The organism is Microcoleus sp. Pol8_D6 (genome assembly GCF_036700965.1).
GTDB lineage: Bacteria > Cyanobacteriota > Cyanobacteriia > Cyanobacteriales > Microcoleaceae > Microcoleus.
This window is the reverse complement of sequence record NZ_JAUBPW010000017.1, coordinates 56366-71106: the sequence shown is the minus strand read 5'-3', so window position 1 is coordinate 71106 and position 14741 is coordinate 56366. Positions and strand designations below refer to the sequence as shown.

At 44.4% G+C, this 14741-nt stretch carries 18 protein-coding genes; 12 read left to right on the top strand and 6 right to left on the bottom strand.

The window, feature by feature from the left end; translation table 11 throughout:
• Positions 1–16 precede the first annotated feature (16 nt).
• Positions 17–166 (bottom strand): hypothetical protein, encoded by a 150-nt coding sequence (locus QUA10_RS09800; RefSeq protein ID WP_333082681.1) that lies wholly within the window; start codon positions 164–166, stop codon positions 17–19.
• A gap of 124 nt (positions 167–290) precedes the next feature.
• Between QUA10_RS09800 and QUA10_RS09795 the strand changes: the two genes are divergently transcribed.
• The 8 genes from QUA10_RS09795 (at position 291) to QUA10_RS09760 (ending at position 4217) form a co-directional block, all read left to right on the top strand.
• Positions 291–998, top strand: a complete 708-nt coding sequence (locus QUA10_RS09795; RefSeq protein WP_333082680.1) for a TMEM175 family protein — start codon at positions 291–293, stop codon at positions 996–998.
• 59 nt (positions 999–1057) lie between these two features.
• Positions 1058–1546 carry a cupin domain-containing protein gene (locus tag QUA10_RS09790; RefSeq protein ID WP_333082678.1) on the top strand — a complete coding sequence of 163 codons (489 nt, stop codon included), beginning with the start codon at positions 1058–1060 and terminating at the stop codon, positions 1544–1546.
• A 210-nt stretch (positions 1547–1756) separates the two neighbouring features.
• Positions 1757–2140, top strand: a complete 384-nt coding sequence (locus tag QUA10_RS09785; RefSeq protein WP_333082677.1) for a hypothetical protein — start codon at positions 1757–1759, stop codon at positions 2138–2140.
• Positions 2130–2504, top strand: coding sequence for a DUF5615 family PIN-like protein (locus tag QUA10_RS09780; protein WP_333082676.1), 375 nt, complete (start codon positions 2130–2132; stop codon positions 2502–2504). The genes QUA10_RS09785 and QUA10_RS09780 overlap by 11 nt, the downstream gene beginning before the upstream one ends.
• A 39-nt stretch (positions 2505–2543) precedes the next feature.
• Positions 2544–2684, top strand: coding sequence for a nucleotidyltransferase domain-containing protein (locus QUA10_RS09775; RefSeq protein WP_333082675.1), 141 nt, complete (start codon positions 2544–2546; stop codon positions 2682–2684).
• A gap of 130 nt (positions 2685–2814) precedes the next feature.
• The gene (locus tag QUA10_RS09770) at positions 2815–2931 is read left to right on the top strand and encodes a HepT-like ribonuclease domain-containing protein (protein ID WP_333082674.1); all 117 of its coding nucleotides are present in this window, start codon (positions 2815–2817) and stop codon (positions 2929–2931) included.
• Positions 2932–2970: 39 nt separating this feature from the next.
• Entirely contained in the window at positions 2971–3348 is a 378-nt protein-coding gene (locus QUA10_RS09765) for a hypothetical protein (protein ID WP_333082673.1), read from the top strand.
• A gap of 497 nt (positions 3349–3845) precedes the next feature.
• Positions 3846–4217, top strand: a complete 372-nt coding sequence (locus QUA10_RS09760) for a DUF4342 domain-containing protein (protein ID WP_333082672.1) — start codon at positions 3846–3848, stop codon at positions 4215–4217.
• An 86-nt stretch (positions 4218–4303) separates the two neighbouring features.
• Here the strand turns inward: QUA10_RS09760 and QUA10_RS09755 are convergent, their stop codons facing one another.
• The 3 genes from QUA10_RS09755 to QUA10_RS09745 all read right to left on the bottom strand — a co-directional run bounded on the left by QUA10_RS09755 (position 4304) and on the right by QUA10_RS09745 (position 6473).
• Positions 4304–5635: a serine hydrolase gene (locus QUA10_RS09755; protein WP_333082671.1), complete on the bottom strand. Its 1332-nt coding sequence runs from the start codon at positions 5633–5635 to the stop codon at positions 4304–4306.
• 291 nt (positions 5636–5926) lie between these two features.
• Positions 5927–6259: a hypothetical protein gene (locus tag QUA10_RS09750; RefSeq protein WP_333082670.1), complete on the bottom strand. Its 333-nt coding sequence runs from the start codon at positions 6257–6259 to the stop codon at positions 5927–5929.
• 40 nt (positions 6260–6299) lie between these two features.
• Entirely contained in the window at positions 6300–6473 is a 174-nt protein-coding gene (locus tag QUA10_RS09745; protein ID WP_333082669.1) for a hypothetical protein, read from the bottom strand.
• A 275-nt stretch (positions 6474–6748) separates the two neighbouring features.
• Here QUA10_RS09745 and QUA10_RS09740 point away from each other — a divergent pair, with 275 nt between their 5' ends.
• Positions 6749–8614 (top strand): AAA-like domain-containing protein, encoded by a 1866-nt coding sequence (locus QUA10_RS09740; RefSeq protein ID WP_333082668.1) that lies wholly within the window; start codon positions 6749–6751, stop codon positions 8612–8614.
• A gap of 298 nt (positions 8615–8912) precedes the next feature.
• The gene (locus QUA10_RS09735) at positions 8913–9512 is read left to right on the top strand and encodes a Uma2 family endonuclease (RefSeq protein WP_333082667.1); all 600 of its coding nucleotides are present in this window, start codon (positions 8913–8915) and stop codon (positions 9510–9512) included.
• Positions 9513–9525: 13 nt separating this feature from the next.
• On the opposite strand, the gene QUA10_RS09730 is transcribed toward QUA10_RS09735, so the two are convergent.
• Positions 9526–10284: a 5-formyltetrahydrofolate cyclo-ligase gene (locus tag QUA10_RS09730; RefSeq protein ID WP_333082666.1), complete on the bottom strand. Its 759-nt coding sequence runs from the start codon at positions 10282–10284 to the stop codon at positions 9526–9528.
• Between the two features lie 117 nt (positions 10285–10401).
• Between QUA10_RS09730 and QUA10_RS09725 the strand changes: the two genes are divergently transcribed.
• Positions 10402–13176 carry an AAA-like domain-containing protein gene (locus QUA10_RS09725; protein ID WP_333082665.1) on the top strand — a complete coding sequence of 925 codons (2775 nt, stop codon included), beginning with the start codon at positions 10402–10404 and terminating at the stop codon, positions 13174–13176.
• Between the two features lie 74 nt (positions 13177–13250).
• Here QUA10_RS09725 and QUA10_RS09720 read toward each other — a convergent pair whose 3' ends face one another.
• A complete protein-coding gene (locus QUA10_RS09720; RefSeq protein WP_333082664.1) occupies positions 13251–13715 on the bottom strand; it encodes a COP23 domain-containing protein in 465 nt (154 codons plus the stop codon).
• 345 nt (positions 13716–14060) lie between these two features.
• Between QUA10_RS09720 and QUA10_RS09715 the strand changes: the two genes are divergently transcribed.
• Positions 14061–14558, top strand: a complete 498-nt coding sequence (locus QUA10_RS09715; protein WP_333082663.1) for an HNH endonuclease — start codon at positions 14061–14063, stop codon at positions 14556–14558.
• Positions 14559–14741 lie beyond the last annotated feature (183 nt).

Below are 14741 nucleotides of genomic sequence, written 5' to 3'. Positions count from 1 at the left end.
GCCGTTAGCCTGCGTACTACACAAAAGCTTGATCGCTAAATTTGATCGCTCCGACTCTCGGTGTCATGCCCGTAAATTGCCGAAACTGTGTGCTGCGAATGGCTGTGGCTGTTGAAGCCACACCAATACGGCAATGTCCATAATCGATCGCTCTCGAAAATTTCAAAAACTGCTTTGCCCGTTCTACCCGTTGGTCGATCGGGTATTTATAAGAAGTCGTGCAGATCGACTGCTTAAAAAGATGAGTGAAAAGTTCGTTAAGGCTATCTGTCTTCGATTAGGCAAGCAAAATGGTTGGCTTTGTTGGTAAGTGCAAGCGATCGCCGATCAGTATAACACATCACTGCCACCGACCTTATGCTAAGTTATTTTTGGAATTAGGAGCGATCGCCAGCGCCAACAAAAAAGAAGGATGTACAAAAATGGGTAAAGGCAGGTTAGAAGCATTCAGCGATGGTGTAATCGCCATTCTCATCACCATTATGGTGCTGGAATTGAAAGTGCCCCATGAAGCTGATTTAGCTGCGCTGCGTCCGCTAGTTCCAGTATTTCTGAGCTATGTACTCAGTTTTATTTATCTTGGTATCTACTGGAACAACCACCATCACTTGTTACAAGCGGCTCGGCACGTCAATGGTAATGTGTTGTGGGCTAATTTGCATCTGCTGTTCTGGTTGTCACTCATTCCCTTTGTCACTGCCTGGACAGGCGAGAACCACTTCGCGGCCTGGCCAGTTGCGCTTTATGGCACAGTGCTGTTGTTGGCTGCGATCGCTTACTTCATTCTTACTCGTGTCCTTATTTCTTACCACGGTAAAGATTCCACTCTGGCAATTGCACTTGGGCGAGACTTTAAGGGGAAGGTATCAGTAGTGATTTATGCCACAGCAATCCTGCTTTCTTTTGTCAACTCATGGTTTGCTTTCATGCTGTATGTTTTAGTTGCAATAATGTGGCTTATCCCTGATCGGCGTATTGAGAAGATTCTGACTCCGTGAAGAATGTTCCACAAAAAACCATCGCCAGCCAGCTAACACTTCGCTTGAGGACTTAACAAATGACAATTCATCAAAACGGACTTTTTATTGAACCCGGTCAAGGTCGTTCTTACTACTTTGGTCAAGACCTCTATACCTTCAAAGCAGTTGGTGAAGAAACAGGGGAAGCCTATGCGCTTTGTGAGGTAATTGTTGCACCTGGTGGCGGTACGCCGACCCATCGGCACTACCGAGAAAATGAATCATTTTATGTTCAAGACGGAGAGATTGAATTCCAGCTTGACGATCGTACTTTCGTGGCGACGGCTGGAACCTTCCTTCATTCACCAAAAGGCCAGCTTCACCGATTGACAAATACCACCGCTACACCCGCTAAACTGCTGATTTGGGTCACTCCTGCTGGCTTTGAGAAATTTATTGCGGAAGTTGGAAAGGCAGTGAACGGTCAGATTACCCTTGGAGCATCGTTGACTCCTGAAGATTTGGACAAAATTCTTACCGCGGCCCCCAAATACGGTATCGAGATCATCCCTCCACCATCCGAGTAGCGATCGTGCGATTTCTTACCGTAAAACAACCATAATACACAGAAGTAAAGCGATAGCTCAAAAGTATCTCGATCGACTATGCTCGATCGGAAGATGTGCCGCTCGACACATTAAACAAAAGTTGTTGCTATCGGATGTCTCTTGACTCGATCGCCCGTGCTTTCCAATGTACTATAATTCAAATACCAACTTTTGTTGGAGTATTTTTTTATGTCCTTGCAAGAGCTTAAAGAAAAAGCCAGCCAACTATCAGTCAGCGATCGCCTTGCCCTACTAAGTGCGATCGTTCAATCCCTACAAAGTACACCAGAAATCGAGAATTGGCAATATTTAATTGCACGTCCTCATGCTTGGCGCAAACAACTTTATATTAAGGGACGTAAATTACTAGCATCGACTATTTGGCGAGACATGACTGCTAATTGGATGTCACCGGAACAAGCAGCCGAAAATTGGGATTTACCACTTTCTGCTATCTATGAGGTGATTGATTACTGTGAGAATAATCAAGAAGTTTTAAAATTAGAAGCAGACGATGAACGCTATCGATTGGAAGTAAAAAGAGTCCAAGTTGAGCCTACGAATGCTGCTTGATGAAGATTCTCAAGCAAAGTATTTAGTCAATCTTCTTCAGGCAGCCGGTCACGATGTAGCCACAGTCAATACATTGGATTTAATGAATCATCCAGATTCAGTCGTGCTAGACGCTGCCAGAGAAAATGAGAGAGTGCTGCTTACACGAAATTGTGATGACTTTCAGCAATTGCATCCAGCGAACCCAGAACATTCAGGAATTTTGGCAGTTTCTCAAGATTCTGAGGCTTCTAAAAATATGAGTTATCAGGCGATTGTGAAGGTCATTGATAATTCAAAGACGGCAGAATATGACCTGAATAATCAGTTTGTGGTTCTCAATCAATGGATTATTAATTTATCAGCAACCAGGAAGAGATTCTAGTTGTTCACTTACAATCTGCATAGATGACGAGGAGGCTGAATGAAAACCGATCTCGCCCTACCAATTGACCAAATCACCAAATTCTGCCAACATTGGCAAATCATCGAACTCTCCCTCTTTGGTTCTATCCTTCGTGAAGACTTTCATGCAGACAGCGATATCGATATCTGGCGTTGCTGATTTACGATATGAAAGGCTAAATATGCCAGTCATGGAAACCAGTATCGACAAAGCTTGAGGATTGTCAACTGATGTTTTTCATACCCTGATTAACCAACATTCGGACATTCTTTGATCACTCATTGCCAGAATGCGGGACAACTTGATTCATCGATATGATGACATCGACCTAGATGAAGTCTGGAAAACCTCAAATGAAGATATTCGTACACTGCTGGTTGCCTTGGAATCTCTACTGCTAGAATAATAAAAGTTATTTCCTCTGTAAACTTCAAGAGTTGCAATAATGAGTGAGAATGATGAATCTAAGCAATTTCTTCCTGATCACAAGTTAGATACCGATCGGATTGTGGTTGAAGTCCCTGCCGATCAAAAATCTCCTTATCAAGAAAGAATTCCATCTGGATATGAGCCTATGGGTGAAATATATCTCCGTGGAAGAGCTTTTAGAGGTTTAGCAGGAGGAAGAATTCCTTGGTGGGTACTGATTTCGGGCTGGATATTTTTTGGCGGTTTAGCTCTGCTGATTATGATTTCAGCTATCGCCTCAGCATCTTTTCCAGCTTTACCAGGTTTGATTATTGTTGCTATTCCTCTTATAATTCTGTGGCGAGGAACCACTGCTAAGTTCTCAATCAAGAAACATAAAAGTAGGAGAAGATAGTTGCTTAGTGGGCAAAGTCGGTGGTAATTACAGCGGCATTGTTTTCCGGGTTTAGACAGGGGGAGTGTCGCAGTCTAACAATAGCTCGATCGCTCAATTAGCTCTGTATGCTCTCGGTGTCATACCTGTCAACTGCTGAAAGTTTTGCTACCAGTGGCTGCCGCTGTTGAACCTGCACGAATACGGCAATGTCCGTAAGTGATCGATATCGAAAGTTTCAACCAAAAATTCAACACAGCAGCCACCTTGACATGGCTAGCAGTACGCACCTTACTTGTATCTAGAGACGGGTTGTTTGAATAATATCTTCTCTACCTTTAGGAATAAATAAACCCGCCCTGATTTAACGCCACAAAAATAATGTTTTGAGTAAAAAGGCGGGGGTGGAAAGTACGAATGCAGATTGTAGGGTTTCCTTGCCTGTCATTCCCAAGTGCGATCGCCGAAGATAAGAGTATAGAAATTAAACGGCTGGTTTTCACCCGCCCTTACACAAAATGAACTCACAACTAGAACAACAAGTAACAATTCTACAAGACGAAACAGCAGCGGCCGGAAATTCAGCCAACCCAACAGTTGAAACTCATGTATTCGCCTCAGAGTTTGCCACTGAGGAAAAAGTCAGAGTGGAAGAGTTCAAGATTAGCGCCGACAGTTTAATCGGCAAAGTCAAAGAGCTAATTCAGCAAGGAAAACTCCGCCGCCTCGTCATCAAAAACTCGCAAGGGCGGACTTTGGCAGACATTCCGCTGATGGCTGGATTGGTAGGCGGCGTTGCGGGCTCAGTAGCCTTTCCAATTGCTGCTGTACTTGCTACAGTTGGGGCAGTTGCGGCTCATTTGACTGTAGCCATCGAGCGCAAAGAATAGTCATTAGTAATTAAAAATCTTCTCTTCAAGTCCGCGAAGGCGGACTTTGTTTGTTTAGTAGCGATTTCAATCGCCGAATTGTCTGATCAACGCAAATTATCCGGTACTCTCGCCGCAGGTTGGTCTAAATAATTGTAAACAATGCGCGAAATCCGACGGACAAAATCTCTCACAATCGGGTCATTGTAAGGACGTTTAACAAAGATTGCGGCTAAATAACGCTTACCGTTGGGCATATCAATAATTCCCGCATCGCCAACCACAAACCCGATATCTCCAGTTTTGTCAGCAATAACTGCGCCGGGGCCCAAACCGGAAGGCAAAAGCGTTCTAGTTGTTGTGTGCCGCAGTAATTCTAATGCTTGTTCCCGACTCGACTCAGAAACTAATTTATCGCGAGACAGCATCGCCAGCAACTTTACCATATCCACAGAACTTGTGGTATTTGTTCCTTGAAAATCTCCCAACCAATTGCGAATTCTGGTATCAGTTAATCCCCAACTGCGAAAACGCTCGTTGAGTTTAGCAATTCCCCCCAAACGTTCAATAATCATGTTGGTGGCTGTATTGTCGCTGATGGTAATCATTTTATCTACGGTTTCTCTGATGCTAAACCGAGTGCCATCTGGTTCATCTTGCATACTTCCAGAACCGCTGGCAACTAAGTCGGACTTCATCACTAATGTTTCGTCGAGGCTAACTTTGCCTGCGTCTACATCTTGATAAAAAGCAATCAGAATTGGTAATTTGATGGTACTGGCGGCCGGAAATACTCGATCGCCCTTGATATCCAAATAGTTTCCTGTATCTAAATCCAGAAAAAACATTCCGGCGCTCAGGGATCTATACTGTTCGATCGCACTTTCGATTTGAGGCTTGATGGCTGTCATTTCCGAGCCTGTTGACAGCCCCAAATCAGCCGAATTGTTTCTCTGATTTCCCGGCGAAACAGTGGGCGTAACTTGACCTGCTGCTTGTTCTATGCGGGTAATAGCTGTGGGTATAAAAGACTCATTACCGGCTATTTGCTCTGGATTGGGCAATTGAAACGACCAGCGCGTGGCAGATTCTCTAATGACTCGGACTTTTTGCGGGTCTAACTTATAACCGGGAGTTAATTGTATGACTAACCTGGTTGTTTCGGTGTCAAACTGTCCGACTCTAATTTGTTGAATAGCTGAGTTGTAGCTTTGAGGACTTTCGGGATACTCCAAGACTATTCCCGGTAAGTCAATTACTAAGCGGGTAGGATTAGCAATTAGTTTAACTTCCGGCTGAACTCCTGAATCTGTGGTTAAATTGAGTTGGTTTTCCCTGAGATCGAAGTGCCAAGATGTTAGTGTATCAGCTTTTGCGGGCAGGGCGATCGAGAAAAGGCTAAGGGCGGCCGGCAACAGCCATCGCAGTTTAGGAGTCATGTGTGAAGAGAAAGAGTTTAACGGCTGCAACGAGAAAGCGGCTGAAAAAACCTGATCAACCGCTTTCGAGACGAAGCACATAGCATCATACAGTCAAATCTTGCCCGCAGCCGTAAGTTTTTTATTTGCTTTGAGAGTATTCCGTTTCCGGGACTGATATCAGATCCGGTTCTATTACCCCTTTTTCTTCCTGTCTCGCGCAGGCGGACGAAAGTTTGTACTGTCGCGAATTCTCTGGGCAGAATTCTTGTTTTGTCGGCACAAATTTTATTCACATGAGATGAATTCAAGTTAGGCGACTTCCCGATTTCTAGCATCTTCGAGTGAGTCGATCGCGGCTTTTAGAAACACTTTTCCTTTCGCAACGAATCGGCGATCGCTCAAAGGATCGTAAGCTTCCCAATTACCGCTAACTTCGCGATCACGCCACAAAAACCAGCAGCGGTAGATTTCCCCGCTATCTATATCATCGCACAAAGCCAGCCAATCATCCCCCGTGAGAGCGCTAGCATCTAATGCTACCAATTCCATCCATGCAAGCGCAGTGCAGGCATCGATCGCGTCAGCTTCAACGGAGTCAGGTTTGGTAGCTATAGGTTGTGGCGAACACAGTGTAGACTTCATAATTTCTCCTTAATTCAATTAAATCAATCAATGAATTGCCCTATTTATGCAACTGACCCGGTACGCCAAGTGGAAAAACAGTGTTTTGATAAATTTCTGGTTGGTCAAATTTACCAGCGGCTGATGCTTCTGTTAAATTATTAAGTGTATTAATGGTGAAAATGGCGGCGGTTCCCAAAGCGGCCATTGCCAGTCTGTGTAAGATTTTGCTCATTTGGCTGCTCCTTTTTGCTTGGTATATCTACTCTAAAAAGTTAAGTGGTGATTAGCGGCGGAGATTGGGGAGTTAAGAAAAACTTTTTATTCTCAAATATATTCAACTGTTGAAGTCGTTATCAGGACAGAGTTTGAGGAGTCGATCGCCCCAAAAACCTCTTCAAGTAAAATCCCTTAAATTCCGGCTGGCTGATTATCTTCCTTAAAATCGCCCAAAATAGGAACTTAAGGCGTTAAAATTTCTAGATTCGTTCCCCTTTCACTGCAAGCGAAGTGCTCAAGTCAAAACGCGATCGCGGTCGCATTCTCACTGCCTCTGGCTTAAAGAAACTTAACGAGGCGCTCCAAGAATGGTCTGACCGATATAACATTAGAGGTACTCTGACTGAAATCGAGGCTGAATCTGGCGTCGGTGCGGATACAATCAGCAAAATTAAGCAGGGTAGAGAAGGTGCGGATTTGAGTAAAATTCGCCAGTTGTTCGCGGCTTTTGAGATGACTCTGGCTGCTAGCGACCATCGATCTGCTAAACTTGAGGAACCGACAAATTTAGACGAGCTGGACAATTCGCCGGCAGCGGAAGATACAGCCAGCAGCAGAATTGTTAAAGTATTTGTCAGTTATCGCAGCGCCGAACCAGATCGCGAGTTAGGAAAACAGTTAGAAGTGGCTTTAAGCGCGATCGGTCATACAGTTTTTACAGCAGAAAATAACATTAGATTGGGAGATAATTGGTTTGATCGCATTAATTTATTCCTCCAAGAATGCGATTATTTGCTGATACTTTTGCCGCCAACGGGAAACCAAAGCGAACTACTAACATATCAAGTTCAGCAAGCAAAAGAACTGCAAGACTCCCGCCCTGACAGAAAACCAATAATTCTCCCCATCCGCGTCGGCTTTCCCCTGAACGCGCCTCTAAATCACGACTTGCGGGGCTATCTGTACCGCATCAAACAGAGGGAATGGAAAACCACCGCCGACACTCCAATTATTATCGAGGAGGTTCTGAATTTACTAGCAGAACAACCCGCACCCGTCATAGAAGAAACGGAAGATTTAACACAAAAACAGCTATTAGAAATTAGCAGCGACGAAATACCTCTACCCGCCGCAGAACCTGAATTACCGGGAGGACAAGTCGATGTCGCTTCTCAATTTTATGTAGAACGCCCGCCCATCGAAGAACGCTGCTATCAAACTATTGTCCAGCCCAGCGCGTTAATTAGAATCAAAGCACCGAGACAAATGGGCAAAACTTCCTTAATGGCAAGAATTTTGCATCACGGAGCCCGTCAAGGCTATTGCACAGTGCCACTAACTTTTCAGTTAGTAGATAAAGCCGTATTTGCCAACTTAGATAAATTCTTAAAGTGGTTTTGCGCTTACGTCGGCCGCGAGTTGCACTTACCCAATCAATTAGACGATTATTGGGACGAAATTTTCGGCAGCAAAGTCAACTGCAAAGATTACTTTGAAAAATACATTTTACCGCAAATCGACAGTCCTTTAATTTTAGGATTAGACGAGATAGATCGCGTTTTTCAATATCCCGACATTGCCGAAGACTTTTTAGGACTGCTGCGGGCGTGGCACGAAGAATCGAAGCGGCGCGACATCTGGAAAAAACTGCGATTAATTGTAGTTCACTCCACCGAAGTTTACATCCCAATGAACATCAATCAATCGCCTTTCAACGTCGGACTGCCCGTAGATTTGCCCGAATTCAACTCTCAGCAAATACAAGATTTATCAGCGCGCCACAACTTGAATTGGTCTGATGCAGAAGTTGAAGAATTAATGGCAATTGTCGGCGGACATCCGTATTTAGTGCGAGTTGCATTATATCACATTTCGCGCTCGCATTTGACACTCGATGAATTAAAAGAAACTGCGATCGCAGATGCGGGGATTTACAGCGACCATTTGCGCCGGCAGTTGTGGAATTTGGAAGAATATCCTGAGTTAGCGCAGGGGATGAGAGAGATTGTGGCTGCGGACTATCCGGTGCAATTAAAGGCAATGCAGGCTTTTAAGTTGGACAGTTTGGGGTTGGTGAGATTGCAGGGGAACGAGTGCGTGCCGAGGTGCGAACTGTATCGACAATATTTTCGATCGCACTTGAGCGCGATCGGGTAAAATTTGGTCAGTAACTGCGGTAAGTAATAATCAGGTGAATGATAGCCATGAACGATATTTTTTTGATAACTTCCGATAATTGGCTAGATTGGATAGCCGTATTTGGTTATCTAGCTTTTACAGCTTTCATTGCATGGCGCGTGTTCACCACAAAGTAGATATATTATGAAATTACCTTCTTCCTCTTTTTCTTTCTTACTTTACGTCCTAGCGCTTACGCGCGGCTTCGCCTAACGCGTCTTCGCGGTTCGTTAAATAAATAGTAAAATAAGACCATAATCAACTCGCCCATACAGTTATGCCGCCCGTCGAAAGTGTTGCAGCAATTCCGAACGATCTGATTTTGCGCTTGAGCATCGAGCAGTATCATGCGATAATTCAAGCTGGCATTCTCACGGATGATGACTCTGTAGAATTGCTGGAAGGTTGGCTGGTTTTCAAAATGCCCAAAAATCCACCGCATCGAGTCACGACTCGTCTTGTCAGAACAGCTTTAGAGAATATTTTACCCCGTGGTTGGTATGTCGATTCTCAAGAACCGATCACGCTATCCAACAGCGAACCCGAACCTGATATAGTGGTTGTTCGAGGGGATACGCGACAGTATCTCGATCGGCATCCGGGTGCTGAAGATATTGCCGTGATTATTGAAGTATCAGATACGACGCTTCAGCGCGATCGAACTGTAAAGAAACAGATTTATGCCCGCGCTGGAATTGCGATGTATTGGATTGTGAATCTTGTTGAAGGACTGGTTGAGTTGTACTCTCAACCTCTTGTTGAAGTTGAGCAGCCAGATTATAGTCAAAGGTTAGATTTTGGGCGATCGGCTGTTATACCGATTATTATTGAAGGGATAGAAATTGGGGCGATCGCTGTAGATGCTCTTTTGCCTTGATTTTGATTGAAAGCTATTGATTATTGGTTAATTGCTGTCTCAACTTTCGCAAAATCGGAATTTGTTCCAACTGTTCCGGCCGTATACAATCCCAGTTTAACCCAATTGGACGCGGATAACTTGTATTAGTCTCAATTACCTCCTCAGCAGTAACAATCCAATTCAGCGCCCAATCGTGAGCCTGCATTGGTAAACGCGAATCTGCGACTATTTGCAAAGGATGCACTGTTGTTACAATTGGCGTATCGATTTGTACTAACCCGAATTCTTGCAACATAGCCAATTCTAAATCGGCAAATCCTGCACCTTTCCCGGTTCTTCCACCGCCCGGCCCTGCTGCTACACAGCCGACTATTACTAAATCAATTGGCTCCATTTCTGCAAAACTTACCAATTTTCCGCAACTCAGTGCTTTGCGGGCGATCGCACTTTCGGCAATAGATATATTTTGTCTCTGCAAATCCTCAGCAGTCAACTCAACAAAACAGCGATCGTCTGTCAATCGCGGTACTGCCATATACAGGCGTTTCCCATCTTGCAAAGCTTGCATCCGCACCGGATTTTGTGCCGAATCTGGATTGCATTTAATCGTTTTTGCTTGTTGCCATATTGGTAAATTTGCCAATCTTTCGGCAGCCACCTGTGCACCGACAAAGTTGGGAATATGGCCAAACGGATCGCCAATAGATGCGGCTTGCTGCTTCAGCGAAGACCAAATTTCAGCTCTTAACTTGTCTTTGTCGTCGTTATATCCCGTCCAATCAGTTTTCATGCTGTATTGTGATAAAATTTATTATACAGAATTATGCTTTAATACCGCCTCACTTCTTTAGTCCGCGAAGGCGGACTTTGTTTGTTTAGTAGTGGTTTCAACCGCCGAATAACTTATATGAATTTTACCACAAAGCCCAGTTACTATCAAGTCGGTGGCAGTCTCACCAATAACGCTCCCAATTATGTGAAGAGGCAAGCCGACGACGACCTTTATAACGGATTGAAGGCCGGGGAATTTTGCTATGTTTTGAATTCCCGGCAAATGGGCAAATCTAGCTTGCAGGTGCGGACAATTCAGCGGCTGAGAAATGAAGGAATTGCTTGTGCGGCGATCGACATTTCGGAAATTGGCAATCGCGGCGTCACTCCCGAACAGTGGTATGCTGGTTTGCTACGCATTCTGGAAAATAACTTTAACCTGTCGGATATTGTCAATGTGCGGACTTGGTGGCGCGATCGCAATTTTTTAACTCCGGTTCAAAGATTGAGCGAATTCATCGAAACCGTACTGTTACCCAACATTTCCAGCAATATTGTCATTTTTATTGACGAAATTGACAGCATTCTCGCCCTAGATTTTCCCGCCGACGATTTTTTAGCGTTAATTCGATCGTGCTACAACAAGCGCGCCAACAATTCAGAGTTCGATCGCCTAACTTGGGCCCTCTTAGGCGTAGCATCGCCGACGGATTTGTGCCGGGAGCAAAATGCCAGCAGCAATACCCCTTTTAATATTGGCAAGGCGATCGAATTAACTGGTTTTGACGAAACAGAAGCTCAACCGCTAGCAGCAGGGTTGGCAGACCTGACAGATAGCCCTCATGCAGTTTTGAGAGAGGTTTTGTATTGGACGGGCGGGCAACCTTTTTTGACTCAAAAGCTGTGCAAACTTCTGCTGGAAAATCCACAATTAATCCCGAATTTACCCCCCCCAGCCCCCCCTTGCCAAGAGGCGGAGAAAGATGCTGCCACCCCTTGCCAAGAGGGGGAGAAAGATAAAATTCACACTTCTCAAGAGTGGGTGGAGAAAGTAGTGCGCTTGAAAATCGTGGAGAATTGGGAAACTCAAGATGTGCCCGAACATTTGTCCACCATTCGCGATCGGCTTTTCAGAGAAAACCAACGGATTGTCAGGAGACTCGGATTGTATCAGCAAATTTTAGAACAAGCTGAAATTGTCCCCGATGGTAGTGCTGAACAAATGGAATTACGATTAAGTGGATTAATCGTTAAGCGCAGGGAAAAATTAACAATTTCTAATCCTATTTATCAAGCTGTATTTAACCAAGACTTAATTGAACAAAAATTAGAAAAACTCTCGCCTTACTCCGAAGCCATCAAACTATGGCTCAATTCTAGCTGTGAAGATGATTCCCAACTGTTGCGAGGAGATGATTTGCAGTCAGCATTAGTTTGGGCTACCGGAAAAAGTTTGAGAAACGAAGATTTTCAATTTTTGACAGCCAGCCAGAAAGTTATTTTGAGCGACCAAAATCAACTGCTGCGTTCAGCTACACTAGAAACTAAAAAAGCTGTCTGTGATGCCGAAAAAGCTGTGAATGAAGCTCACTCTGCCAAACAAAAAGCAAAACAGTGGATCGGCATCGGTTCTGCGGTACTGGCAGCATCGTTACTGGCGGCTATCGGCTTTTCAACTCTTGCTTACCAGCGGTTTAAATTAGCACAAGCAAGTATTGAAATCGAACAAAATGGCAGCGATGCTTTATTGTTAGCCGTATCTCAAAAAACCGAAAACACCGAAGCTTTATCAGAAGCTTTACTGAGGGCGATCGCCTCCGGTAAAAAATTAAAAACCTTGGTTGAAAACAAACCTAAGCTAGAACAATATCCGGCAACTAGACCGCTGTTAGCCTTACAAATAATTCTCGATGAAATTAGTAAAACACAGCAGGTAAAAGCCTCATTAAGTCCGCAAAGCAAGATCAAGTGGCAAGCTCATAAAGGTGCAGTTACCAGCGTCACTTTTAGCCCAACTAGGCAAATTTTAGCAACCGCCGGAATAGACGATACAGTTAGGATGTGGAACTTTTCCGGGAAAAAAATTGCTGAATGGAAAGCTTTACAGCGGTCAGTTAATATGGTAAATTTTAGCCCAAACGGTAATTTTTTAGCGACAGCCGGAAGGGATAGCACTGTTAAAATATGGAATTTATCAGGTAAAAACATTTCTACTTTGAAAGGAATCCAAGGCTCTGTTACCAGCATCAGTTTTAGTCCCGAAGGAAAGTTATTAGCCGCGGCAGGGATAGACAGCTATGCTGCAATTTGGGATTTGTCTAAACTGCCACGATTAGTATCACCTAGCCAGAAACTCCCAGGTCACAACGGCTTAGTGAGAAGCGTAAATTTTAGCCCCAAGGGCGATTTCATAACGACTTTAGATGGCAAATCTACAGTGCGACTTTGGAATTTGTCGGGCAAGCTAAAAAAAACACTGCCTGTTCAGGCAATTGGGATCAGTTTCACTCCGGCTCAACACCAGTATCGCTTTGCTACAGTAACATTGAATGGCAAAGTTGGGCTGTGGAATCTGTCAGAAAAAGAATTAGTTAAGGAATTTCAAACCTTGCATTTTGATGCGAAATCAATTAGTTTTAGCCCCGACGGAGAACGGCTGGCTACAGTGGGAATTGACAAGACTGTACGGCTGTGGAATTTAGCGGGGCGGCAGGTTGCTCAATTTGAGTTCGAGGAGAATGTTGTTAGTGTCAGTTGGAGTCGAGACGGAAAGCAAATTGCTGTAGCTGGAAGCAACGGCACTGTATGGTTGAGGCAGGTTGAAGGGTTAGAAGAATTGCTGAAGCAAAGCTGCAATTTTTTCGCCACTCAACCGAAGTATTTTACCAGAGTTTCAACTATCTGCAAGTAGTGTGCATACATTACTTTAGCAAGTAGGGACAAGGCATTACCGTGTCCCTACCCGTAGCTAATAACTTATGACTATCAATTTACCTTAACAGGCGAAACACTTACATTAGGATTTGTGACTCTTCTTAAGAGTTCTTGTCGAGCTTGTTCTGGATTTTGGCCTTTGGGTACTTGATATAATAATCTACAGGAACCGTCTTGAGGATTAGCTGCACAAATAATTAGTTGACCGGTGGGCGAGGCACCTGCTGTGACAATATTATCCCAAGTTCCTTGCGGTTGTGAGTTGTTGAGAATTCCCGATACTCTGGTGCACCGAGTAATCGCGTCTTCTCCTGATTCATTGAAATAGTTATCAGCTAGCCACAAAATAACGGGAATATTTTTGCCTTGTTGGACAGCAATTGTAGCTGGGCGACCGCCCGCAGCGCCACAGAAGAATGAAGGCGTTTGAGCAAAGGCTGGACTGTTTGCTAAAATCGGAGCAACAAGGGCAATAATTGACGCGCTAAAAGCTGACTTTAAGAGCCGAAATTTCATGAGCAGTAATAAGCTTTTTCATTTAAGGTTACTAATAGTCTAAAAAGTTAAACTGTTTGTTGCCGGGAAGATTAGGCATTTAGAGAAAAAAATAAAGTTTATTCTGCAAATTTTTGCGATCGCACACACTGGCCTCATCTAAGCCAAAACTCAGGGAAAAAAGCTCGCTGACAAACACCAAAGGCAGAAAACAGGTGCAGCCACAGGGGGCGCAAGCGCAAAGGTATAGGGTAAAGGAGTGGTTTTGCACCGTTTTTTGCGCTCCCCTCGCTCTTTCTGAGGTTGTCCCACCTAAAGGGGAACCTGTGTTAACATCGAAAAAAATATTCTCTTTAATAATCAACAATGGGCAATGTTCTGGTGCTGAACGCCTCCTACGAACCCCTTAACATCACCAATTGGCGAAGGGCGGTAGTTTTGTTGCTGAAAGGAAAAGCAGAACAGGTAGAACACAACGGGAAATTTATTGCGCCAAACTTCCCGCTACCAACTGTGATCCGACTGCGGCATTACGTCCGAGTTCCCTATAAGGATATTCCGCTGACCCGCCGGAACATCTTGCACCGGGACGCACACTCTTGTCAATACTGTAGTTATGCGGGGGACGATTTAACCCTCGATCATGTGATTCCCCGATCGCGCGGAGGAGGCGACAGTTGGGAAAACCTCGTCACCGCTTGTGTCCGCTGCAATGTCAATAAAGGCAGCCGCACGCCGAAAGAAGCGGGAATGTCGCTGCGCTATCCGCCTAGGAAACCTCACAGCGGTCTTTATTTTGAAGTGACTAAACACGTTAAGAGCGGTATGCACAAAGAATGGCAAAAATATGTAATAGGCCTTTAAAACCCCTGTCAGCGCAAGCGCGGGGGTTTTTTGCGGGAGTTATTAGTTCTGAGGCTGCTTCGTTCCTGGCAACACACACTCTCTGCATGAATTAAAAAATTAAAGAGAGAATTTACGCTCTTAAATCAGGTTTGTCGTAAAAAGTATGGGCTTGGACCAACAGGCATCTACAAACAAACCGGG

Excerpts from the sequence above, each read along its gene's own strand:
- QUA10_RS09795 (WP_333082680.1), top strand. The coding sequence starts at position 291 with ATGGTTGGCTTTGTTGGTAAGTGCAAGCGATCGCCGATCAGTATAACA.
- QUA10_RS09790 (WP_333082678.1), top strand. The coding sequence starts at position 1,058 with ATGACAATTCATCAAAACGGACTTTTTATTGAACCCGGTCAAGGTCGT.
- QUA10_RS09785 (WP_333082677.1), top strand. The coding sequence starts at position 1,757 with ATGTCCTTGCAAGAGCTTAAAGAAAAAGCCAGCCAACTATCAGTCAGC.
- QUA10_RS09780 (WP_333082676.1), top strand. The coding sequence starts at position 2,130 with ATGCTGCTTGATGAAGATTCTCAAGCAAAGTATTTAGTCAATCTTCTT.
- QUA10_RS09775 (WP_333082675.1), top strand. The coding sequence starts at position 2,544 with ATGAAAACCGATCTCGCCCTACCAATTGACCAAATCACCAAATTCTGC.
- QUA10_RS09770 (WP_333082674.1), top strand. The coding sequence starts at position 2,815 with ATGCGGGACAACTTGATTCATCGATATGATGACATCGACCTAGATGAA.
- QUA10_RS09765 (WP_333082673.1), top strand. The coding sequence starts at position 2,971 with ATGAGTGAGAATGATGAATCTAAGCAATTTCTTCCTGATCACAAGTTA.
- QUA10_RS09760 (WP_333082672.1), top strand. The coding sequence starts at position 3,846 with ATGAACTCACAACTAGAACAACAAGTAACAATTCTACAAGACGAAACA.
- QUA10_RS09755 (WP_333082671.1), bottom strand. The coding sequence starts at position 5,635 with ATGACTCCTAAACTGCGATGGCTGTTGCCGGCCGCCCTTAGCCTTTTC.
- QUA10_RS09750 (WP_333082670.1), bottom strand. The coding sequence starts at position 6,259 with ATGAAGTCTACACTGTGTTCGCCACAACCTATAGCTACCAAACCTGAC.
- QUA10_RS09745 (WP_333082669.1), bottom strand. The coding sequence starts at position 6,473 with ATGAGCAAAATCTTACACAGACTGGCAATGGCCGCTTTGGGAACCGCC.
- QUA10_RS09735 (WP_333082667.1), top strand. The coding sequence starts at position 8,913 with ATGCCGCCCGTCGAAAGTGTTGCAGCAATTCCGAACGATCTGATTTTG.
- QUA10_RS09730 (WP_333082666.1), bottom strand. The coding sequence starts at position 10,284 with ATGAAAACTGATTGGACGGGATATAACGACGACAAAGACAAGTTAAGA.
- QUA10_RS09725 (WP_333082665.1), top strand. The coding sequence starts at position 10,402 with ATGAATTTTACCACAAAGCCCAGTTACTATCAAGTCGGTGGCAGTCTC.
- QUA10_RS09720 (WP_333082664.1), bottom strand. The coding sequence starts at position 13,715 with ATGAAATTTCGGCTCTTAAAGTCAGCTTTTAGCGCGTCAATTATTGCC.
- QUA10_RS09715 (WP_333082663.1), top strand. The coding sequence starts at position 14,061 with ATGGGCAATGTTCTGGTGCTGAACGCCTCCTACGAACCCCTTAACATC.